Genomic DNA, 22,316 nt, shown 5'->3' with positions numbered 1-22,316 from the left:
GTTGGATTTCGGATAAAAGTGTTACAGCCTTACCGTGTTGGCCCGTCTTTGCCATCAGGATTGTGTAACTTGGCGTTAACGGGGCCTTTATAGCGGCCTCGACGCCACGTCGGATGGAACAAACGCCAGTGCGCATCCTGAGCAGCGGCGAGCAATTCGTGGTCACCCCGGGTGTCGCCCCAGGCGCGAACCCGGAACTGGGTCAATGGCCCGTAGACGCTCTCAAGGCGTGCAACTTTCGAGTCGCAACGGCAGTTGCTGCCTTCGATCAAGCCGGTCAACTTGCCGTCGATCACTTCCAGGTTGGTACCGATCAGCTCTACTTTCAGGCGATCAGCGAACGGTTGCAGGACCATAGCAGGCGATGCTGAACAAAGCGTGACAATGGCGCCCTTCTCGATTTCAGCAGCGATGGACTCCAGCGCAGCAGGACGCATCAGGCGATTCCAGTGCGAATGGCAGAACGCTTCAGCCTTCTGCTGCAGCCATTGCACTTCGACGCCACTGAGGAAGGCCTTGATCAGGCGGCCCTTGAGTTCATCGCGGGTCAAGCGTTTGGCCAGGTAGCCGATGCTGGGCAGCACCAGCCGCGCCATGCGCACCGAAAAGGCACGTTGCCCGAAGGCGAATTTGAGAAACGGGACAAAACTGTCGTGGCGGGTAATGGTCCCGTCGAAATCGAAAACCGCCAGCAGGCGCTGTTCCACTTCGATTTCAAGGTCGGGCCCTACAGGCTCAAGATCAGGTCCTGCGGTTTCAAGGTCAGGTTCTATCATCTAGCTAACTGCCTCAGCGAGTCGAATGCTGGCATCCATGATCGAAGCGGGTGCGGATAACACTCCATGCCATTTGGCGCGCTCCATGATGTGGGTTGCCCATTTGTAGTGGGTAGCCGGTTCACACATCGCGTCGTTGTACTTGAACACTGCGGGGGCCACAGAGTTCAAAATCATCCGGGCGGAGTTCATGTCCTCCAGACTGACGCGTAGCGCATTCTGAATGATATTGACCTGCGAGGGGTGAATTGCCGTTTTACCGACCAACCCATTGGTAATATCCAGCGCCAGTTCATGCTGCAGAATGTCCGGAGTGGCCAGTTGCTCGAACACCGGTGCGGTGAGCGCAAAGCCCTGCGAGCCCATGACACCCGCCAGCATGGGGATGACGTACCCCATCGGCGTCGAATACAGGGTCATGGCCGGATTGCGGCGCAGCCCCAGGCAGCCCATCAGGTCATTACCCCCAATGCGTAGCGCAATGATCCGCTCGTACAGACTGGCCTTCAAGGCTTCCCCCAACTCGACCATCGCGGTCGGATTGAACACCTCGGGGGTTTCCAGTGTAGGCATCAACGCCAGCGCCGGATTGGTGACGGCCTGCTCCCAGCTGGTCAGACTTTTCAGCGAGAGCTTGGGCACAACGAAACCGTCGACGTGCGCCATCAGCGGCCAGTCGTTGAGAATGCGCGCCATCGCTGCGTCCCTAGGACGCACGAACAGCAGCGGACCGTTGGCCGGACGGCCGCCACGATCGCGGATTCGGGTGAGTACCTGACGAAGATTGATCAGCGCCGTGTCGACATCGGTCAGCGCCACCGCGTCTTCCAGACAGACAACCAGCGAACGCAGCTCGGGAATCTTTTCACCGAACACCACATCGACGATGTCGTCCCGGGTCGCGGGCATATACAGCGTTGCCCCCAGCGCATAAGGCGAGAATAAGGCCATTAGCTCAGACTCCGAATGATGGTCACGGCCCGATAGGGCCCCAGGAGATCGCCCACTTCTTCGACGGGAATCCCCGCTTTTTCGGTCAGGTGCAACAGCAATTGCACGTCGCTGTCAGCCAGGCTGCGCACCAGTACATGATCCGGCACGCGGCGCATGACCGCTCTGGTGGCTTCGGCAATGCCCGGCTTGATGCGATTGAAGTTATTGATCCTGAAGCGCTCGGCCAGACGGTCGACCACCTGTGATGCGGCGGCCTTGAGTTCGGTTCGCTGAGACAGCGTCCAGGGTGTCAGTGTGAGCGTAGAACTGTTTTGACGACGCTGGCTGTCGATCTGTTCAATAAAAGACTGCGTGACGTCGTGCTCCAGCAACTGCTCGTACACCACGCAACCGTGCAGCCCGCCGTCCGTCGGCCAGATAGAGCGCGACACCAGACCGGACACCGTGGCACCGAGAATGCCGGACGGAATCACCCAGTCCTCTGCCGACGCTGCCAGCCAGGCGCTGCCGCACGGATCGGCCAGCACCACCAGCCGTGGCTGATCCGGAAAGCGTTTATCGCCCGCCAGACTGCGACGGATCTCCCCCGAAATCGCGCCCTTGCCGGTCCAGCCGTCGACGAACACGATGTTCTGCGCGCCGTGGGCCTCGATGATGGCTTCAAGCGCCACCGTATCAATGCCGCGATCACGGACGATACTGATGCCGTAGTGGTGCGCTTCGCGCCCCAGATCGATCAGCGCCCGACGCAACAACACGCCCAGCGGCAGACCGGCGCGCACGAACGACACCAGAATGATTTCAGCACCTGCGCACTCGCGGGCGAGCGTCTGGGCCAACGCCTGTACATCTTCGGCCATGCGCGCGCCGTTCTGCTCGAGCGCACGCACATAGAGCGCCTTGTGGGCAGCGCTGGGGGCCGATTCTTCGCTGATCATTTCCGAATAGTGCTTCTGTCGCGTCTGAATCAGGCGCTCCTTCTCCTCGACGCTGGTGGTCTGCATCGCCACGCCGCGCAGCAGAAAGTGCACGTCGTCATGCAGGTAACTGCCGCTGCCGACCGTATCGAGCCCGTGAACGGGATCACTCATGCGCTGCTCCGACAAACATTTTCGCCAACTGACTGCGGGCAGGTGTCGCCCACCAGTGGCACTCGTCCATGAAACCCAGATCGGTAATGCTGTCGCCAAAACCGAGCACCGGGCGCTCGCCATTGATCGCCTTGTCGCGCCGCAGCCACTCCTGGACCGCGTAACGCTTGGCCAGCCCTTCGGGCAGGAAAGCCAGATTGTTGCCGTTGCCATGGATATGCATGCCGTCGAGCAAGCCCCGCGCCTGCACTTCGGCCAGTACTTTGCCGAGGATGCTGTCATCGCTCTCGTTGTGCTTGGTCACCACGTAATGGAACAGCTGCGCCTCTTCGACCACCCAGCCGCGCAGTGAAAACCCCAGCTCCTGACCGATCGCCAGTGTCGTCGCCGACAGCTCATGCAGGCGCGACTGGTAGCTGGCCAGGGTCTGTTTCATCTGCTCGTTCCAGTCATGATCCAGTCGCCCCATGACATCGAGCATCACCCCACCATGGGAACAGATCGCGCCTGCGGTGAACGGCAGTTTGACCCGGCTGTAGGCCTCGACACTGCGCGCCGTCACCGGCACCACGTCGGAATGCGCCAGCAACCAGTGCGCGAACGACTTCTGCACGTTGGTCATGTAACCGTTGGCATTACCCGCGATGTCCAGGGTTGCGACGTGCTTTCCAATGTCAGCCGGCGTTTTGCGGGCTGTCTGGAACAGCGTGTCGTCCAGATCGACGAAGATCAGCGGGCGGTCGTTACTCATCGCAGATGACCTCGGCGTTCAGTGCTTCGATCAACTCGGCAGGCACGGCCTGCCTTGGGGTTTCGGTACAGATCAGCACCCGGTCGAACTGCCCCGGCCGCACGTTGTAGAGGAAGTTGGGGATGCCCAGTCCATAGTTGTCGGAGAACGACAGCGCATGGTCAATGGCATGACCGAGTGCAATCGGTGAACGGCTGGTGGAACTGAAATGCACGTCGGCTCCGGCCTTCTCCAGACGCTCGGCAAGCAGGAACGGGCGCCAGACGAATTCGCTGGTGCCAACCACCAGAATGCGTTCGCCCTTTTTGACGGTAATACCCGGTGCCAGCGTATCGGCCACCGACAGCACACCCATGCGCCCCCAATCATTGGCAGTGACCAGCGGCCAGTCCCCCATGGCAACGGTGCCGACTTCCGGCATCTCAGGCAGCGGCGCGCTTAAGTCTTCATCGAAGGAGTAAGAGCCTTGCAGCAGCGAAACCTGCTCTGCCACTGCGCCCATCGAGGTACTGACCGCGCCCGCCGACCAGTCGGTGAGCACGCAGGTCACCACCCGCTCGATCTTGCTCAAGCCGGCATCAACCAACGCCTGATGCAGGTTGATGAAGGTCTTGCCCGTCGACGCCTCGTCATCGACCAGCACCAGCGAACGTGCGCCGAGCATCATCTCGCGTAACGCCGGATCAACGGGCAGGTGGATCAGATGAGCGCTGGCGTGGCTGTGCTCTTCTTCAAAGCGGGCGAACAGCGCGCTGCCGGTCGGATGGCGCGTACTGACCATGTACAGGGCATCCGGGCGCGTTGCGCTGTAGGCACGATGTACGCCGGCGCCGAGTCCGACAGCCGTTTCGGCCATGCCGATGACCAGCACCGGGCCGGGCAGGTCTGCGGGGATCTTGTGCGCCAGGTCCTGAAAGCTTTTCAGCATCACGCTCGGGCGCGCAGGGATGTGGCGTCCCAACACTCGGGACACGAAGAGAAACGCGCGCTTGGGGTTACGCCGCTCGGCAAAGCCGAACAGTGAGTCCGGAGCGATGGTCGACGAATCGACGCTGACATTGAGACGACCACGAAGCAGATCAGCACGAAGCTTTGTAGGGTTGGAAAAAGCTGCGCTGCTGTCCATCGATATATTCCTGATTAGCGGGGCCGCAGCCCCTGACGCCTGCGGATCAGCCAGGCAACACCGACTTCATTGGCGAGAGGCTTCAACGAGCCATAACGACGACTGAGCGGTGCGTGAGATTTCTGTGGTGGTGTAGGACCTTTCCGGGCGGGCATGCGCAGCGTCGATGCGGCACGCCTGCAGAAAGGCCAGCAACAGTGCGGACTTCACGGCGAAGTTCATGTTTTGCCCGTCCGGTACGGTTGAGGTCACCATGCCAATCACCGCGCCCCCGTTGTCGAATAACGGGCTGCCACTGGACCCCGGCTGTATCGGTGCCGTGAACTGAAACAGGCTGGCATCGTTGTGCAGGCCGAACAGACCGGAGATCCCGCCCTGAGTCACCTGCAACCCGCCACCTGAAATGGACGCCAGTGGATAGCCCAAAACCGCTACGGTATCACCCGGCTCACAGCCCTGCCCGTCCCGGAATGTAACCGGAGACAACAGCGGTGCGCCCTGCACGCGCAGCAGCGCGATGTCGTTGCGACGGTCGATGACCACTGGCTCGGCCTTGTAACGGCCCTCCAGTGAAGTGATGTAGAACACGCCCATGTCTTCGATGACATGCGCACAGGTCATGACGTGCGCCGGGCCGACCACGAACGCTGTGCCGGTCGCCGACTCATGCCGTGGCCCGCCACCCGAACCCGCAGACGGGCGGCGCGGATGACGGTCGTCCACGTCCAGACCGATCTTGCGCCCGAACGCCGACAGTCCATACGCCGAGCCTTCGCTCAGCGCGCGGAATTTCCATTGCTCATTGCGCTGGTAGAACTCGCCGATGATGATCGCCGCTTCGCCGTTATCGCGCAGGTCCAGGCGGTGCTCGATATCACCATCCACTTTGAGGTGCAGGCTGGCAATATCGCGGATCGGCCCCATGGCTGCGTAGACGTAGACCATCAGCAGCACGCGATCACTGCCCGTCGGGAGCCTGTCCAGCCTTAACGTGCAGCCAACATCCTGAGGGCCGCCGCTCCACTCCATCCAGCCTTGTTCCTGTTGCAGCAGCGCTGGATCGCCCATCGGCTGGCGCTTGTCGTTGACCGCCAGCAAGGCGACCGCAGCGTACTCACCAAAAACCGAAGACTTACCGCTCTCCAGGTTCCAGGTGCAGTGGGCGTTAGCTAAAGCAGTGTTTGCACCTGGCGCAAGAAGCTTCATGCCCGATCCTCCCTGATAAGAGCGATTATTGATAGCAAAAATCTATTATCACGATCAAACCGAGGCCCGTACAGCGACCGTGATGGCCTTGACGCGGATATCTTCCAGCCAATGTGTTTCCGGTTCTTTCAAGCCGAGACGCCGTGCCGCGAAAATACCCGGCAGGTTGACGCCGGTTTCACGGGTGTAGCCAATGCCGCCTGAATAACGCGGGTTGATCTCCAGCAAGCGCGGCTTGCCATCCGCGTCGTCGCGGGTCTGCACATTGATCAGCCCGTCGCAGGCAAAATGCTCCGCCGCGCGGACTGCCAGTTTTACCGCTTCGCTGTGACGCTCGAAGGTCTGATTGAGCCCAACCTTGCGCCGCCCGACGAAAGCAACCGCCTTGCCGTGCTCGCAGACCATGTCTACCGAACACTCACTGCCCGGCATGTACGGCATGAGCAGCATGGCGGGAACATCATCGGCCTGACGATAAGCATTAAGGTACGCCTGAAAGGTCGTCTCACGCGCGTCGGGGTTGGCGAAACAACGAAAATCGTCAACGTCGGTCTTGAAGCGCCAGAAGCCGCGCCCGTAAATCCCGACCACCGGCTTGATACACACCTCACCAGACACCGCCAACGCATCGTAAGCCGCCTGCAACTCCTCGGCATTGCTGACGGCAATCCCCGGAATACACGCCAGCCCCGCCGCCTCGGCCGTCGCCGTGAAACGACTCTTGTCATCGACATCCATGAAGGTCTGCAGTGACGTTCCGCCGGTAACGAGGTCCAACCCTTCAGCGACAAAACGTGCACGCTGCGCTTCGTAAAAGCTGCCTATCCGCCCGGCGACAATAATCTTGACGCCCAGCGAGCGAGCGGTGTGCAGCACCCAGTCGATACGCTCGTCGTTATCGACCGGCTCTTGCAGCGCCACATCGGCCTGCCCGGTGATTTCGGAACGCTGCTGGCGATGCGAAGCGATGATCTGCACCGACGCAGGCAGCGCATCGCGCGCGCCCATGATCACTTCACGCTGGCTGGATTGCCCTTCAAGGAACCAAATCATGTCAATCTCCGGGAGACAACGCCGTCAGCAACGGCCTTGTCGAATTTTGTAATAACTGTTTTGCTTCGAAATGTTCGGATTAGGGCAAAGTCACGCAATTTTAAACAGAGGACGCTGGTATGAAGTGGCTGAGAAGGTCGATTTGGCTTGTGGTATTCGTTGCACTGGGGATCGGCGCATTAAGCCTCTACTACGTCCTGCCGCGCCATGATGTCGTGATGATCACCGGCGTGGAAGTCAAAAGAATGGACGCCGACGGCGTCATCAACGCCGAAAACCCGGCAGACGGCCCGACCCGCGACGTGTACTTCATCAACACCGAGGATCCGGACAGCAAGAAAGTCGTGGTCTACCGCAACGAAGACACCGGCTGGAGCTTCCCGTGGTACTTCAAATTCGACTCCGCCGACATCCAGGCCAAAGCCCAGGGCTACTCGCGCGATTCCCAGCAACTGGCACTGATTCGTTATTACGGCTGGCGCATAACGATCCTGTCGATGTTCCCCAACGTGACAGAGGTTGAGGCGGTGACGAGTCGTGATCAGCCGTTTCCGATTTTTAATACGATCTTTTTTGTGGTGGTGGGGTTGCTGGTGGTGATGGTTGTGGTTGGGGTGAGGAGGAGGTTTAAGGGGCGGGCTCGGGTTGATGGGGTGGTTAGGTAAAAGCCAATCCCTGACCTAAGCAGTCAACTACTGCATGGCCACGTATCTTAAGCTGCGTGGCTACGCTCATAGTTAACGGCTGCTTTCACTGCGACAGGCGCAATCTCATAGAGTAAAGCCACACGCTTCGCGTTCTGGCCTTCAGCTAGATAAGAATGATAGATCGTTGCTGGTCGATTCCCGTTGTTGCCAACACCGGTTTGCCAAAATTCCTTGCCGGGTCCAAAACAACTGCCTTGCTTCGCTTTACCGGATACCAGCGCTTTGCCGACTCTTCACCTGCGTAATCAATGCCCTCGTACAGAGAGGGCGTAATGACCTGCTTGAACGCGTATTGCCGCTTCACCAGATCCAGCAGAGCCTCATCACCCGTTTCATCCAGGACGGTCGCGAAAATATCCCGACCGTCGGTTTGAAAGCGTCTGCACGTAAACGGGTAGAGCTGACCGAACATTTCTCTGGCTTGTAACGAGGCGCTGCGGATCGCTTGCAAGCTGACGCAGTGCTGGCGAAATGCATGAACAAAACGAATTTCCAGCAGGTCGTGGAAGCCGAGCAGCTTGTCGTTCAGAAATGCGACCTCTGGCGTCCAGAGGCCGGGGTGATCGACGCCTGCCGCGCTATAGCCAAACATCCATCTGCGAATGTCCTTTGCTGGAATGCCAGTGTATGAGGACGCTTCTGCTGGTGTGTATAGGCCCACACCGAGGAGGCGACTGGTAATGCGGTGGTGTTCATAGCCCCTCTCTTCTTATGTGTGGAGTAATCAGGTGGGAAATTCTGGGCTTGATTCGGATATCAATCGACGAACGTTTTGGTAACCGAAGTGGATCAGGAAGTGACCTAATGCAAAAGCTGAAATGTCCTACGATGGCACGCAATAAAACCGCGTACTAAAAACAAAATTTCCCGGCGGATCAATTTGCCAAGGCGTTTTCGTTTGAACAAATCTTTTGTGGAGTGTGAGTGGCGGCCCTAGGCGATTTGGCAAGCTTCGCGTCGACATTCCGGGCATTTCGGCAAATATTCTGTCGTGCGGCCTAATGAGATGGAGGAGAAAGGTGTTGTTGTTCGGGATGTGCTGGCTAAGTCGCTGCCTTGGGTTGCGTACGGTCTTTCGCCATTGGGGTTGGAATTGTTGCAAGCGAGTGAGCGAAACTAAAAGGTCTGAGTTGCGAGGCGAGTGCCACGATATGGCTACCTAAGGTATCAGCACAGATCCGAGGCTGCGATAGATAGCGACTTGGTAATCAATTTAAACAAATGAGGCCCGGTCAAAAAGTTCCGGGCCTCATCGTTTAGAGGAACAAAAGTAGCAATCACACCCGTTTCCAGCGCTTTAGGAGCGTCGAAATCTTAAAGACTTTAACGGTCCAAAAAATCAGCATGGTGCTGGCAAATTTCAAGCGTCATTACCTTTAATTACCTGCAGTTAGCAGGAAGGTGCTTGGCAAGGCCGGCAGTTCTTGTACAAGTCCAAGTGATCTGATCGTTCAATGAAGCTTGTGCCGGGGTGAGCTGAAACGCTGGCTGATCTGTTGCACCGGTAGCTTTGGTCACAACATTGATGACGCCGCCAGCACCGACCACAACGGATGCCACATATGAGTTATTAGTAGCCACTTGGTTAAACACGAAGCCGGAGTTAGCTGTTGTTACGTTTGCAATACCGCCAACGTTAGCGGCCGTCTCAGCAACTGCTAGCTTCGCAGAGCTCGCTTGCGCCAAGCCTTCACTGACCTTGCTTCTGATGGTGTAATCCTGATAGGCAGGCAGCGCAACCGCCGCCAAAATACCGATAATCGCTACAACGATCATCAATTCGATCAATGTGAAACCTTTTTGTGCTTTCATCGCGTACTTCTCCGAGGCGTCAATTAGGTAGTGCCTTGGGAGCGGGGAAGCACAGGTCGTGCCAGAACCCATTTTCAACTGCCGTTATCGCCAATACGTTCTACCTGCAGCGATAGACGTTCTGAAATCCGCAGAAACTGACAATTTTCGTCACATCCCTCACTGTCATTTGGCAGCAAAGCCCGACTGCGCTATAACCCATTCATTGTCCGTGTCTGGTGGTTTTATGACTGATGCTGTCCTCACTGGCTTGGCCAAACAATTGGTCCTCGCCGAGCTACTTACTGAATCTGTTGCGCAACAAGCGTATCAACAGGCGCGCCGCGACAAGATTTCGTTGGTGAGCTATCTGGTTCAGAACAAATTAGTCAAAAGCCTGACGCTGGCAGAAATGGCTTCCGAGCAGTTTGGCGTGCCATTCATGGATCTCGCCAGCCTTGACAAGGAAAGCCAGCCTAAAGGATTGGTCAGTGAAAAACTGGTTCGCCAACATCACGCGCTGCCCCTGTGGCGTCGCGGTAATAAGCTATTTATCGGAATTTCAGATCCGACCAATCATCAGGCGGTAACCGATATTCAGTTCAGTACTGGCCTGAACACCGAAGCGATTCTGGTCGAAGATGACAAGCTGACCTCTGCCATAGATCGTTTTTTTGACAGTGATAGCGGTCTAGGTAATCTGGAAGATGTCGATTTGGGTCTGGATATCGAACCGGCCGATGGCAAGGAAACCTCTCTAGCTACACAGAATGAAGCTGACGATGCTCCAGTAGTGAAATTCGTCAACAAGATGCTGATGGACGCTATCCGGCTAGGGTCATCCGACCTGCACTTCGAGCCCTATGAAAAGATTTTTCGTGTGCGATTGCGTACTGACGGCATCCTGCATGAAGTCGCCAGACCTCCCATTCATCTCGCGAATCGTATTGCCGCGCGTTTGAAGGTCATGGCCAGCCTGGATATCTCGGAACGGCGTAAGCCGCAGGACGGACGTGTCAAGTTACGTGTGTCCAAAACCAAAGCCATCGACTTTCGGATGAATACCTTGCCCACGCTGTGGGGCGAAAAGATCGTGATGCGGATTCTCGACCCGACCAGCGCGCAGATGGGTATTGATGCTCTGGGCTACGAGCCAGAACAGAAGGCACTGTATCTGGAGGCGCTGAAACAGCCGCAGGGCATGATTCTCGTAACTGGTCCCACGGGGTCCGGCAAGACCGTTTCGCTGTATACAGGCCTGAATATCCTCAATACCGTAGACATCAACATTTCTACAGCCGAAGACCCGGTGGAGATCAACCTGGAAGGCATCAATCAGGTCAACGTCAACCCGCGCCAGGGGCTGGACTTTTCCCAAGCCTTGCGCGCTTTTTTGCGTCAAGATCCCGACGTGATAATGGTCGGGGAGATACGAGACTTGGAAACGGCAGAAATTGCCATCAAAGCCTCGCAGACCGGCCATATGGTGCTTTCCACACTGCACACCAACAGCGCAGCGGAAACGTTGACCCGCCTGCATCATATGGGCGTTGCAGCATTCAACATTGCTACAGCAATCAACCTGATTATTGCGCAGCGACTGGCACGTAAGCTGTGTAGCCACTGCAAGAAAGAATTGGATATTCCTCGCGAGACGCTTATTCAGGAAGGCTTTCCAGAAGCCAAAATCGGCACTTTCAAGATATACGGTCCGGTGGGCTGCGAGCATTGCAATGGGGGCTACAGAGGCAGGGTCGGTATTTACGAAGTTGTCAAAAAAACACCGGAGCTTGAGCGCATCATCATGGAAGAAGGCAACTCATTGGAAATATCCAGACAGATGCGCAAGGACGGCTTCAATGACCTTCGCACATCGGGGCTTTCGAAAGCCATGCAAGGCATCACCAGCCTTGAAGAAGTCAACCGCGTGACCAAGGATTAAGCATGGCCAGCAAGGCAGTTAAAGTCAATATCTATACTTGGGAAGGCGTAGATAAAAAAGGCGGAAAACTCAGCGGTGAATTGAGCGGCCATAACCCGGCACTCATCAAGGCACAACTGCGTAAACAGGGTGTAAACCCTACCAAGGTGCGTAAAAAATCTGCCTCTATCTTCGGTAAAGGCAAAAAAATAAAACCATTGGACATCGCCTTTTTTTCTCGGCAAATGGCGACAATGATGAAAGCTGGCGTGCCGCTGCTACAGTCGTTCGACATTATTAGCGAGGGGGCAGAAAACCCAAATATGCGAGCATTGGTAAACTCGCTCAAGCAGGAAGTTTCGGCGGGAAATAGTTTTGCAACAGCCTTACGGCAAAAGCCTGAGTACTTTGACGACCTGTTCTGTAATTTAGTAGATGCGGGAGAGCAGGCGGGAGCACTCGAAAGTCTGTTGGATCGAGTCGCGACCTATAAAGAAAAAACAGAAAAACTCAAAGCCAAAATCAAGAAAGCAATGACCTATCCTGCGGCCGTGTTGATCGTTGCGGTGATCGTATCAGGTATTCTGCTCATAAAAGTTGTACCACAATTTCAATCGGTTTTTGCGGGTTTTGGCGCCGAGTTGCCAATGTTCACATTGATGGTTATCGGGCTTTCCGAGGTCATCCAGCAATGGTGGATCGCTATTGTTGTGGCGTTCTTTGCTAGCTTCTTTTTGTTCAAAAAGGCTTATAAAAAATCACAGAATTTTCGAGATAGTATTGATCGAATATTGTTGAAGATCCCGGTTATCGGACCGTTGATTTTTAAGTCATCCGTTGCACGTTACGCACGAACACTGGCAACTACCTTCGCTGCCGGCGTTCCGCTTGTGGAAGCGCTGGACTCGGTCGCAGGTGCAACAGGTAATGTGGTTTTTAAAAATGCGGTAAATAAAGTTAAACAAGACGTGTCCACAGGGATGCAGTTGAATTTTTCAATGCGTGCAACGGGAGTTTTTCCAAGCCTGGCAATCCAGATGACTGCGATCGGTGAAGAGTCCGGTGCTCTGGACAACATGCTGGATAAGGTCGCGACCTACTATGAGGATGAAGTCGATAACATGGTTGATAGCCTGACCAGCCTAATGGAGCCAATGATCATGGCCATACTCGGCGTCGTTGTCGGCGGCTTAGTGATTGCGATGTATTTGCCAATATTCAAACTAGGGGACGTTGCCTGACATGCCCCTCCTCGACCTCCTGGCCAGCTCCCCCCTGGCCTTCGTCACCACCTGCTGCATACTCGGCCTGATCATCGGAAGCTTCCTCAACGTGGTCGTCTATCGCCTGCCAATAATGATGGAGCGCGACTGGAAAGCCCAATCCAGAGAACTGCTCGGCCTGCCCGCCGAACCCGATCAGCCCGTCTTCAATCTGAATCGCCCCCGTTCCAGCTGCCCGCATTGCGCGCACAAAATCCGCCCGTGGGAAAACCTGCCGGTGATCAGCTATCTGCTGCTGCGTGGCAAATGCTCGCAGTGCAAAGCGCCGATCAGCAAACGCTACCCGCTGGTCGAGCTGACCTGCGCAGTGCTATCAGCCTACGTGGCCTGGCATTTCGGCTTTGGTTGGCAGGCGGCGGCGATGCTGGTACTGAGCTGGGGGCTGTTGGCGATGAGTCTGATCGATGCCGATCACCAACTGTTACCTGATTCTCTGGTGCTGCCACTGCTGTGGCTGGGCCTGATCGTCAACGCCTTCGGGCTGTTCACCTCGCTGAACGATGCGCTGTGGGGAGCGGTGGCCGGCTATCTGGCGCTGTGGTCGGTGTTCTGGCTGTTCAAGCTGGTGACCGGCAAGGAAGGCATGGGTTATGGCGACTTCAAGTTGCTGGCCATGCTGGGCGCGTGGGGCGGTTGGCAGATTTTGCCGTTGACCATCCTGTTATCGTCGCTGGTGGGCGCGGTGCTTGGGGTGATCATGATGCGTGTGCGCAGGGTCGAAAGCGGTACGCCGATCCCCTTTGGTCCTTATCTGGCCATTGCGGGGTGGATCGCTTTGCTCTGGGGTGGTCAAATAACCGACTCTTACATGCAGTTTGCCGGTTTCAGATGACTCACCCTGATGAAAAACCCTGGATTCTTGGCCTGACTGGCGGCATCGGTAGCGGTAAAAGTGCAGCGGCGAAGTGCTTTAGCGACCTTGGCGTCGACACTGTGGATGCCGATCATGCCGCCCGCTGGGTAGTCGAGCCCGGGCGCCCGGCGCTGGAGCAGATAGCGGCGCACTTCGGTACAGGCGTGTTGCAGACCAGCGGCGAGCTGGATCGAGGCGCGCTGCGCAAGCTGATCTTCGAAAACCCCGAGCATCGGCGCTGGCTGGAAGCGCTGCTGCATCCGCTGATCAATCAGGAAATCGTCAGCCATCTGGCCAAGGCCAAATCGCCGTATGCCATTCTGGTCTCGCCATTGCTGGTCGAGTCCGGGCAATACCGCATGGTCCAGAGGCTGCTGGTGATCGATGCTCCGCCGCACCTGCAGATAGAACGCACCATGCTGCGCGACAGCTCCAGCCAGGAGCAGGTCGAAGCCATTCTCAAGGTGCAGTTCCAGCGCGAAGACCGCCTGCGTCATGCCAATGATGTGCTAGTCAACGACCGCGATCACGCCTGGCTAACCAGCGAAGTCGAGCGGCTGCACCACTTTTACCTTACTTTGCGTGGAGGCCAATCATGAGCCAACCAATGACTGTTCAATGCCCAACCTGCGACGCCCCGGTGGAATGGAGCGCAGCCAGTCCGAGCCGCCCGTTCTGCTCCGAGCGCTGCAAACTGATCGACCTGGGAGCCTGGGCTTCTGAAGAGCATGCAATTCCGGTGAGCCCGGATGCCGAGGATGAGTTGTTCTCGGGTGATCTGGAGGCTCCGCACAGGGGGCATTGATAACAAGTCGATGTGAAGCAACTCGCCTTATACGCAACTACGAGGGCTGTCTTTCAGCCGCATCTCAGGACGTCTGTGATGGCCCTTTCGCGAGCAAGCTCGCTCCCACGACGCTCATGTCTCTCGATCATTTACGGTCCAACGCAGCCCTCAACGCATCAGCACTGCCAAACTGCTGCTGACTGACCAACTGCCCGTCGCGCAACTGTAACCACAGCACTTTATCGTCATCGCCTGCGTACTGCGGCACGATGCGCGCCTCTCGATCAAGCATCACGCGATAGCTGTAATCCCGCATTTTGGGGATGGCGAACATTTTGGCGATGATGGTTGGCATTTTCTGGATGTCAGCGACAAACACCGTGTGGCGTGATTCCAGAAAGCCTTTTGGCTTGTCCTGAAGGGCAGCGTTGACTAGTTTCGCGGCGTCCATGCTGCGTGCGACCAGCAGGGTTTGTGTCTGGTTGTTCAGGGTGTAGGGCTGGTCGTATTGATCGAGCAGTGTCCAGGAAGACAAGCGCTCGCCGACTTGCAGGGCGTTGGCAGTGAGGGGCAGCAAGGCCAGTAGCAGGATGGGCAGAAGCTTCACAGGTCGATCCTCGATAAAAGCGGCGCCTGCGACATTTATCGCAAGCGATCAAAAAATGAATTGCCAGTCTACACCCCTGCATTCACTCTTCCAGTCATGGCAACTTGAACGCTAAGCTTGGCCCTATGGATGACTCAGACTACCTGCGCCTGTTGACGATCCAGGCCGAACAAGCCAACGCCTTTCTTTCCAATGCGCGGAAGTGGGAGCGTGAGCGCTGGGTTTGTCAGCGCCTGTTGCAGGGGCTGAACATTACGCATCGTAATGAGGACTTCATGCCTGCCAGTCAGGAGCCGCCGGATGTGCTGTTTCGTGACGGGCGCTTCGAGGTGTTTTTCGTGCTGGATGAGGGGCGGCGTCTCAATGACGAGTGGCGCGAGGAGCTGGCGCGACGACGAAGCGCGTTCTCGTTGAGCCAACTGGTACGTCGGGAGGCCAAGCCCAAGCGCATTCCGGCCTCTGAACTGCTGCACCGACTCGCCCCTACCCTGCGCAAGAAGTCCACCAACTATCGCGAACGCGGCATTGATCTGGGCGGTCTGGATATCATTGCCTTCGCCAGCCTCAAGCGCGAGGTGCTGGACCTCAACAGTCACTTTCCACCACCGACCGAGTACCTGCGTCAGGGCTGGCGCTCGTTGTCGCTGGTGGGGCCGACCTTCGCTCGGGTATTGTTCGCGCATCCCGGCGCTCCGGATTTTCTGCGTACCAATCTGGGGCGCAGTGTCGTTTTCGATGTTGGAATCAGTTTATGAGCCCCCTGCAGGAACTGCTGGCCGATGTGCCGCAACAAGGTCGTGTGCGCTGGATAGGCGTACGTCCGCAATCGCGGGTCGAGATGATCGAGCTGGACGCCGTGGAAGCGCGTCGCGAAGCGGGTCTGACCGGCGATCACTCGCGGCCCGGCCCGCGCAATGCGCGGCAGGTGACGTTGATCCAGTGGGAACATCTGGCGGTGGTTGGCTCGTTGCTGAACCGCGCGGCGGATAACCCTATCGTGCCGCAGGATTTGCGGCGCAATCTGGTGATCAGTGGCATCAACCTGTTCAGCCTGAAGAATCGACGTTTCCGGATCGGTCAGGCGATTTTCGAAACCACCGGCTGGTGTCAGCCTTGTGCGCGACTTGAGCAGCGTCTTGGTCACGGGACGTTCCAGGCGGTGCGCGGGCATGGTGGAATTACCGCGCGAGTGTTACAAAGCGGAATCATCCGCCTGGACGATACGCTGCAGGTCGAGCCGCTGGAAATCACCGATCCGTGGCCCCCTGCCCGACAGCACGCCTGAGACAACGGATAAATTGAGCAGACACCTGAACCCGGAACCGCAAAGGTGTGTCGAAGAGTACCTTCAGACACACCGGCATCCAGTCGAGCGCAGGCCGCTCCTGACCCGGACAGTGTCGTGATGAACCCATTACTGAGCCTTCTGACGCTATGAGCTGCCTTGCGCTCGCGAAGATCGAGCTCCCCCCGAATTCCTTAAACCTTCCGAGTAATCCTTATGACGCATCGTATTGTTATCGTTGGCGGAGGCGCTGGCGGTCTGGAGCTGGCTACCAGTCTGGGCAAGACCCTGGGCAAGAAAGGCACGGCCAGTGTCACGCTGGTCGATGCCAACCTGACGCATATCTGGAAACCGCTGTTGCACGAAGTGGCCGCCGGTTCGCTCAACTCGTATGAGGATGAGCTGAACTACGTGGCTCAGGCCAAGTGGAACAACTTTCAGTTTCAGCTCGGGCGCATGACCGGTCTGGACCGCGCCAGCCGCCAGATTCATCTGGCCGAGACGCTGGATGAAAACGGCGCAGAACTGGTTCCGGCACGCAGCCTGGGTTACGACTCGCTGGTCATCGCGGTGGGCAGCACCACCAACGACTTCGGCACCAAGGGCGCGGCAGAGCACTGCCTGTTTCTCGACAGCCGCAAGCAGGCCGAGCGCTTTCACCAGCAACTGCTCAACCACTACCTGCGCGCCCACGCCGGTCAGGCCGACAGCGCGCAGGAAATCACCGTGGCCATCGTGGGTGCCGGTGCAACCGGTGTCGAGCTGGCGGCAGAGCTGCACAACGCGGCGCATGAGCTGGCGGCTTACGGGCTGGGTCAGATCAAGCCGGAAAACCTGCGCATCACGGTGATCGAAGCCGGGCCACGGGTGTTGCCCGCGCTGCCCGAGCGCATCGGCGCGCCGGTGCACAAGACGCTGGAAAAACTCGGTGTGACAGTGCTGACCAATGCGGCAGTCAGTGAGGTGACGGCTGATGGTTTGATCACTGCTACCGGGCAGGTCATTCCGGCGAGCTTGAAGGTCTGGGCGGCAGGTATTCGTGCCCCGGCCTTCCTGCAGGAACTGGATGGCCTGGAAAGCAACCGGATCAATCAGTTGCAAGTGCTGCCGACGCTGCAAACCACCCGTGACGAAAATATCTTCGCCTTCGGTGACTGCGCGGCCTGCCCGCAAAAAGGCACCGACCGCAACGTCCCGCCACGCGCTCAGGCCGCCCATCAGCAGGCGTCGTTGCTGGTTAAGTCGCTGCGCTTGCGGATCGAAGGCAAGACGTTGCCTGAGTACACCTACAAGGACTACGGCTCGCTGATCTCGTTGTCGAGCTTCTCGGCCGTCGGCAATCTGATGGGTAACCTGATGGGCAGCGTGATGCTCGAAGGCTGGCTGGCGCGGATGTTCTACGTGTCGTTGTATCGCATGCACCAGATGGCGCTGTACGGCACTTTCCGTACCCTAATGCTGATGCTGGGCAGCAAGATCGGCAAAGGCACCGAGCCGCGGATGAAGCTGCACTAAGGCACGCCAGACTCATCGTCTACACCGTCCCCACCGACTCTCATGCCAATGCCCTGCATTGGCATGCAGCCTGAGACGCTTCTGCGTCCCTTCTTGAATTGGCCTGTGCAGCACATAACTTGCGACGCAGAGCGTCGTGAAACGCATGCCCACGCTGGAGCGTGAGGAGCGATCACCCCTCTATCGTGCGGCGCTCTGCGTCGTATGCCGTTCCGGACGCTCCGCATCCTCTTGCGACGCAGAGCCTCGTGAAACGCATGCCCACGCTTAAGCGTGAGGAACGATCCCCCCACTATCGTGCGGCGCTCTGCGTCGCATGCCGTTCCGGACGCTCTGCGTCCTCTCCCAAGTGAATTCGGCTGTTCTGCCAACGCGTTTGCTGCGCCGACTTGCGGTGCCCCGAATACCCGCTATTTTTAACAGGATCGGGTTGTGCGCCAAGCAATCGGACGGAAGGCTCTCGTACTGTTATCAAGTTTGTCTGCGGCGCGCAGATAACCATTGAGTCGTGTACAACGCTGCACTGTTCAGGGATCGAACCCATGATGTCGAATCAATACAGTAGTACTCCTGCACAAAATCATCCGCGTTTCATCTGGTTCTCACTCATTCCCGTCATACCCGCCATTGCCTGGATTCTCACGCAGTTCGGCACGGGTACGGCCAATCTGGTGACGTGCGCTGTACTGCTGGCGATCGGTCTCGGCGCGTGTGCCTGGGCTGCCCGTTCACAGCAGAACGACGTGCGCCGCGCCGTGGCTCAGGCGCTGAATCATCACCAGGCGCATAGCGCACAAAGCAGCGCCATGGCGTCCAACGCCCAGTTCAATGAAATCCTTCTCGGTGCCATGCCGATCTGGGCCAAGCAGGTCGAGAGCTCGCGCCAGCAGACCGAAACCGCGATTGTCGAGCTGAGCACGCGCTTCATGGGCATTTCCGAACGCCTGCAGGAAACCGTACAAGCGTCGCAGCACGCTGCCGGTGAACTGGACGGTCAGAACGCCGATGGTGCGCTGAAAGTGTTGTCGCAGAGTGACAGCGAGCTGAGCCAGGTAATCGACTCGCTCAAATCCACTCAGGCCAGCCGCGACCAGACGCTCTCACAGGTCCGCAGCCTCACCGCCTATACCGGCGAATTGCGCACCATGGCCGCCGACGTTGCAGCGATTGCCGCACAGACCAACCTGCTGGCCCTCAACGCGGCCATCGAAGCGGCGCGTGCCGGTGAAGCGGGCCGTGGCTTTGCCGTGGTGGCCGACGCGGTGCGCAGCCTGTCGAGCAAGTCCAGCGAAACCGGTCAGCAGATGTCCGCCAAGGTCGACATCATCAACAACGCGATTACCCAGCTGGTGCAGGCCGCATCGAGCGGCGCCGATCAGGACAGCCATTCGGTGGCCGCTTCCGAACAAAGCATTCAGAACGTACTGGAGCGCTTCCAGAGCATCACCGGTCGCCTGGCCGAGTCCGCCGACCTGCTCAAGCAGGAGAGCTACGGGATTCGCGACGAAATGACCGAGGTTCTGGTGAACCTGCAGTTTCAGGACCGGGTCAGCCAGATTCTCGCCCACGTACGCGACAACATCGACTCGCTGCACGCGCACCTTCTGCAGGCCAGCCAATCCCCTGATGAGGCGGTCGCCATCGACGCCCGGCAATGGCTGGCGCGCATGGAGTCCACCTACGCGACCGACGAGCAACGTCGCACTCACCGAGGTGAATCGGCAGCACAGCAGGATTCGCAGGAAATCACGTTTTTCTAGGAGTAAATCATGGCTAAGAGTGTATTGGTGGTCGACGATTCAAGCAGCGTCCGGCAAGTCGTCGGTATCGCGCTGAAGAGTGCCGGATACGACGTTATCGAAGCCTGTGACGGGAAGGATGCACTGGGCAAGCTCACCGGGCAGAAAGTGCACCTGATCATCAGCGACGTGAACATGCCGAACATGGACGGCATCACTTTCGTCAAGGAAGTGAAGAAGCTGGCCAGCTACAAGTTCACGCCCATCATCATGCTGACCACCGAATCCCAGGAATCGAAAAAGGCTGAAGGTCAGGCCGCAGGCGCCAAGGCGTGGGTCGTCAAACCGTTTCAGCCGGCACAAATGCTCGCAGCGGTTTCCAAGCTCATCCTGCCCTGAGACCCAGGCCCATGGAGGCCAGCATGCCCACGCCAGACGAAAACGCTACCGACACTGCACGCGTGCAGATAGACGGCGAGTTGACGATCTACACCGTGACCGAACTGGCCGCCAGGCTACTGCCGCAGATCGGCGCTGCGGCACGCCTGGAGGTAGACCTTTCACAGATCACCGAGATGGACGGCGCCGGTCTGCAACTGTTGGCTGTGATTCAGCGCGAAGCCGGCAAGACCGGGACTTCGCTGCATTTGACCGGGCAAAGCAAGGCGGTCAGCGAAACCTTCGAGTTATGTAATCCGGGTGTGGTGCTGTAGCGCGTCCATTTGCAGTACTGCCCAGTGATCGATCAAGGAAGTCATCGTGAGTATTAATCTCGATCAGGCACAGCAGACGTTTATCGTTGAAGCGCGTGAGCTTTTGCAGGCCATGGAGGAATCCCTCCTGCAACTCGAAAGCGAGCCCGGCGACCAGGACGCGATCGGCGCGGTGTTCCGCGCAGCGCACACCATCAAAGGCTCGGCCGGACTGTTCGGGCTGACGCCTATCGTCAGTTTTACTCACATCGTCGAAGACGTACTGGATCGTCTGCGTGAAGGCAGTGTTTCGGTGAACGCCGAGCTGATCGCCGTGCTGCTCAAATCCGGCGATCACATGCTTGAGTTGATCGACGTGGTCGCCAGCCGTGGCGAGCAATTGCAGCAGCCTGCCCTGGAACGCGAGGCGGCGCTGCGTCAGGCATTGCAGGTCTTCCAGGCACCGGCCAGCGCCGGGGCCGCTGACAGCGCGAGCGCGTCGGTCGTCAGTGATGATGAACCGTCAGCCGAAGTGCTCTGGCATATCTCGCTACGTTTTGGCGTGGATGTGTTTCGCAACGGCATGGACCCGCTGTCGTTCCTGCGCTACCTCAATACCCTGGGGCAGATGGTCCAGGTCACGACGGTAACCGACAGTATTCCAGCAGTTGAGGCGTGGGACCCGGAATCCTGCCACTTGGGTTTCGAGATCGATTTCCGCTCTGCTGCCGGGCACGCCGCGATCAACGAAGTCTTCGATTTCGTGCGTGAAGACTGCGCCGTGGAGATCACCCCGGTGAACGAGACGCCAGACCACGTCGAGCCCACCGGCACCGAACTGGTCTCGCAGCCCGAGCACAGCCCTATGGTGGCCAGCGGCGAACTGCTGGGCGATCAGCGCGCAGTGCCACGTACGCCCGCAACCGCAACCGCTGTAGAGCGCCCTTCTTCGGGCAGCGAGCAGAAAAACAAGGACGGCCGCTATGTGCGCGTCAACGCCGACAAGCTCGACGAGCTGATCAATCTGGTCGGCGAGCTGGTCATTGCCAGCGCTGGCGCCAGCCTGCTGGCCAAGTCGTGCGACAACGACCCGCTTCAGGAAGCCAGTTCCACCGTATCGGGGCTGGTCGAGCAGATCCTGGATGGCGCGCTGCACCTGCGCATGATCCCCATCGGCGACACCTTCAATCGCTTCCGCCGTGTGGTGCGCGATGTCAGCCAGGAACTGGGCAAGGACATCGACCTGATCATCAATGGTGCGGAGACCGAACTGGACAAGACCGTCGTCGAAAAGATCGGCGACCCGCTCATGCACCTGCTGCGCAACTCCATGGATCACGGCATCGAGAGCGCCGAAGCACGTCGCGCGGCAGGCAAACCGGCCAAAGGTCATTTGAGCCTCAATGCGTACCACGACTCTGGCAGCATCGTCATTGAAATCGCCGACGACGGGGCCGGACTCAACCGCGAGCGCATCCTCGACAAGGCCCAGCAACGCGGGCTGGTGGCGGTCGGCGCAAGCCTCACCGATCAGGAAATCTACAACCTGATTTTCGAACCCGGCTTTTCCACTGCCGAGGCCGTCACCAACCTTTCGGGGCGCGGTGTCGGCATGGACGTGGTCAAGCGCAACATCACCTTGCTACGCGGCACGGTGGATCTGGACAGTCAGCCCGGTCAGGGCACCATCGTGCGCATCCGCCTGCCGCTGACGCTGGCGATCATCAACGGTTTTCTGGTCGGTATCGATCAGTCGACTTACGTGATCCCGCTGGACATGGTGCAGGAATGCATCGAGCTGGACGAACACAACCGGCAGTTGACCCGCGACAGCGGCTACCTGGACCTGCGTGGCGAAGTGCTGCCGCTGGTCTACCTGCGCGACCACTTCAATCATGAAGGCCCGGCCGCCAGGCGCCAGAACGTGGTGGTGGTGCGTTACGCCGAGCACAAGGCCGGGCTGGTGGTCGACGAGCTGCTTGGCGAGTTCCAAACCGTTATCAAACCTCTGGGCAAGCTGTTCGGCGCGCTGCGCGGCATCAGCGGCTCGACGATCCTGGGCAGTGGCGCGGTGGCGTTGATTCTCGACATACCCGCCCTGCTCAACCAGATCGTACACATGGAGGCCCGCTCGACCCAGGCGCCTCAATCCCTGTTGCCCACTTCTCGCTGACGGATT

General features: G+C 58.2%; 22 protein-coding genes and 2 pseudogenes. 14 read left to right on the top strand and 10 right to left on the bottom strand.

Going from position 1 to position 22,316, the window contains the following annotated elements:
- Nucleotides 1-29: 29 nt before the first annotated feature.
- The 7 genes from LIX91_RS16745 to LIX91_RS16715 form a co-directional block, all read right to left on the bottom strand.
- Nucleotides 30-776 carry an HAD-IB family hydrolase gene (locus LIX91_RS16745; protein WP_226488815.1) on the bottom strand — a complete coding sequence of 249 codons (747 nt, stop codon included), beginning with the start codon at nt 774-776 and terminating at the stop codon, nt 30-32.
- Complete coding sequence (locus tag LIX91_RS16740; protein ID WP_103690055.1) at nt 777-1,727, bottom strand: HpcH/HpaI aldolase/citrate lyase family protein; 951 nt, start codon at nt 1,725-1,727, stop codon at nt 777-779.
- Nucleotides 1,727-2,821 (bottom strand): cysteine protease StiP family protein, encoded by a 1,095-nt coding sequence (locus LIX91_RS16735; RefSeq protein WP_226488814.1) that lies wholly within the window; start codon nt 2,819-2,821, stop codon nt 1,727-1,729. The genes LIX91_RS16740 and LIX91_RS16735 overlap by 1 nt, the downstream gene beginning before the upstream one ends.
- Entirely contained in the window at nt 2,814-3,572 is a 759-nt protein-coding gene (locus LIX91_RS16730; RefSeq protein ID WP_226488813.1) for a trehalose phosphatase, read from the bottom strand. Before LIX91_RS16730 ends, LIX91_RS16735 begins: the two co-directional genes overlap by 8 nt.
- Nucleotides 3,565-4,698, bottom strand: a complete 1,134-nt coding sequence (locus tag LIX91_RS16725; protein ID WP_226488812.1) for a phosphoribosyltransferase domain-containing protein — start codon at nt 4,696-4,698, stop codon at nt 3,565-3,567. The genes LIX91_RS16730 and LIX91_RS16725 overlap by 8 nt, the downstream gene beginning before the upstream one ends.
- 66 nt (nt 4,699-4,764) lie before the next feature.
- Nucleotides 4,765-5,904: a trypsin-like peptidase domain-containing protein gene (locus tag LIX91_RS16720; RefSeq protein ID WP_226488811.1), complete on the bottom strand. Its 1,140-nt coding sequence runs from the start codon at nt 5,902-5,904 to the stop codon at nt 4,765-4,767.
- 54 nt (nt 5,905-5,958) lie between these two features.
- The gene (locus LIX91_RS16715; protein WP_003414834.1) at nt 5,959-6,957 is read right to left on the bottom strand and encodes an ATP-grasp domain-containing protein; all 999 of its coding nucleotides are present in this window, start codon (nt 6,955-6,957) and stop codon (nt 5,959-5,961) included.
- Nucleotides 6,958-7,076: 119 nt separating this feature from the next.
- Between LIX91_RS16715 and LIX91_RS16710 the strand changes: the two genes are divergently transcribed.
- Nucleotides 7,077-7,622 (top strand): DUF1523 family protein, encoded by a 546-nt coding sequence (locus tag LIX91_RS16710; RefSeq protein WP_003317774.1) that lies wholly within the window; start codon nt 7,077-7,079, stop codon nt 7,620-7,622.
- A 47-nt stretch (nt 7,623-7,669) separates the two neighbouring features.
- Here LIX91_RS16710 and LIX91_RS16705 read toward each other — a convergent pair.
- Nucleotides 7,670-8,256, bottom strand: a pseudogene (locus LIX91_RS16705) (DUF433 domain-containing protein).
- A 313-nt stretch (nt 8,257-8,569) separates the two neighbouring features.
- Between LIX91_RS16705 and LIX91_RS25645 the strand changes: the two are divergent.
- Nucleotides 8,570-8,784 (top strand): annotated as a pseudogene (locus LIX91_RS25645) (winged helix-turn-helix transcriptional regulator); the annotation flags it as partial.
- A 260-nt stretch (nt 8,785-9,044) separates the two neighbouring features.
- On the opposite strand, the gene LIX91_RS16700 reads toward LIX91_RS25645, so the two are convergent.
- A complete protein-coding gene (locus LIX91_RS16700; RefSeq protein ID WP_074997871.1) occupies nt 9,045-9,476 on the bottom strand; it encodes a pilin in 432 nt (143 codons plus the stop codon).
- 226 nt (nt 9,477-9,702) lie between these two features.
- On the opposite strand from LIX91_RS16700, the gene pilB reads away from it, so the two are divergent.
- From pilB to yacG, 5 genes are read left to right on the top strand one after another with little or no spacing between them, the layout of a single operon-like run.
- Entirely contained in the window at nt 9,703-11,397 is a 1,695-nt protein-coding gene (gene pilB / locus LIX91_RS16695) for a type IV-A pilus assembly ATPase PilB (protein ID WP_074997854.1), read from the top strand.
- 2 nt (nt 11,398-11,399) lie between these two features.
- A complete protein-coding gene (locus LIX91_RS16690) occupies nt 11,400-12,617 on the top strand; it encodes a type II secretion system F family protein (protein WP_100073388.1) in 1,218 nt (405 codons plus the stop codon).
- Nucleotide 12,618: 1 nt separating this feature from the next.
- Nucleotides 12,619-13,491 (top strand): prepilin peptidase, encoded by an 873-nt coding sequence (locus LIX91_RS16685; RefSeq protein ID WP_003414823.1) that lies wholly within the window; start codon nt 12,619-12,621, stop codon nt 13,489-13,491.
- On the top strand, nt 13,488-14,111 hold the full coding sequence (gene coaE / locus LIX91_RS16680; protein ID WP_226488810.1) for a dephospho-CoA kinase: 624 nt from the start codon (nt 13,488-13,490) through the stop codon (nt 14,109-14,111). Before LIX91_RS16685 ends, coaE begins: the two co-directional genes overlap by 4 nt.
- Nucleotides 14,108-14,317: a DNA gyrase inhibitor YacG gene (yacG, locus tag LIX91_RS16675; RefSeq protein WP_002552020.1), complete on the top strand. Its 210-nt coding sequence runs from the start codon at nt 14,108-14,110 to the stop codon at nt 14,315-14,317. Before coaE ends, yacG begins: the two co-directional genes overlap by 4 nt.
- Nucleotides 14,318-14,444: 127 nt before the next feature.
- Here yacG and LIX91_RS16670 read toward each other — a convergent pair whose 3' ends face one another.
- On the bottom strand, nt 14,445-14,906 hold the full coding sequence (locus LIX91_RS16670) for a hypothetical protein (RefSeq protein WP_024652509.1): 462 nt from the start codon (nt 14,904-14,906) through the stop codon (nt 14,445-14,447).
- A gap of 125 nt (nt 14,907-15,031) precedes the next feature.
- Between LIX91_RS16670 and LIX91_RS16665 the strand changes: the two genes are divergently transcribed.
- The 7 genes from LIX91_RS16665 to LIX91_RS16635 all read left to right on the top strand — a co-directional run bounded on the left by LIX91_RS16665 (nt 15,032) and on the right by LIX91_RS16635 (nt 22,310).
- Nucleotides 15,032-15,661, top strand: a complete 630-nt coding sequence (locus LIX91_RS16665) for a DUF1780 domain-containing protein (protein ID WP_003392710.1) — start codon at nt 15,032-15,034, stop codon at nt 15,659-15,661.
- Nucleotides 15,658-16,191: an MOSC domain-containing protein gene (locus LIX91_RS16660; RefSeq protein ID WP_003317783.1), complete on the top strand. Its 534-nt coding sequence runs from the start codon at nt 15,658-15,660 to the stop codon at nt 16,189-16,191. Before LIX91_RS16665 ends, LIX91_RS16660 begins: the two co-directional genes overlap by 4 nt.
- 216 nt (nt 16,192-16,407) lie before the next feature.
- Complete coding sequence (locus tag LIX91_RS16655; RefSeq protein WP_003430739.1) at nt 16,408-17,706, top strand: NAD(P)/FAD-dependent oxidoreductase; 1,299 nt, start codon at nt 16,408-16,410, stop codon at nt 17,704-17,706.
- Nucleotides 17,707-18,248: 542 nt separating this feature from the next.
- On the top strand, nt 18,249-19,466 hold the full coding sequence (locus tag LIX91_RS16650) for a methyl-accepting chemotaxis protein (RefSeq protein WP_410524756.1): 1,218 nt from the start codon (nt 18,249-18,251) through the stop codon (nt 19,464-19,466).
- Nucleotides 19,467-19,475: 9 nt separating this feature from the next.
- Nucleotides 19,476-19,844 (top strand): response regulator, encoded by a 369-nt coding sequence (locus LIX91_RS16645; protein WP_002553206.1) that lies wholly within the window; start codon nt 19,476-19,478, stop codon nt 19,842-19,844.
- Nucleotides 19,845-19,867: 23 nt separating this feature from the next.
- On the top strand, nt 19,868-20,158 hold the full coding sequence (locus LIX91_RS16640) for a lipid asymmetry maintenance protein MlaB (protein ID WP_226488809.1): 291 nt from the start codon (nt 19,868-19,870) through the stop codon (nt 20,156-20,158).
- A 46-nt stretch (nt 20,159-20,204) separates the two neighbouring features.
- Nucleotides 20,205-22,310 carry a chemotaxis protein CheA gene (locus LIX91_RS16635; protein ID WP_226488808.1) on the top strand — a complete coding sequence of 702 codons (2,106 nt, stop codon included), beginning with the start codon at nt 20,205-20,207 and terminating at the stop codon, nt 22,308-22,310.
- Nucleotides 22,311-22,316 lie beyond the last annotated feature (6 nt).

It is taken from the genome of Pseudomonas sp. B20 (assembly GCF_020515755.1).
In the GTDB taxonomy this organism is placed as follows: domain Bacteria; phylum Pseudomonadota; class Gammaproteobacteria; order Pseudomonadales; family Pseudomonadaceae; genus Aquipseudomonas; species Aquipseudomonas syringae.
This window is presented reverse-complemented; position numbering and strand designations above follow the sequence as displayed.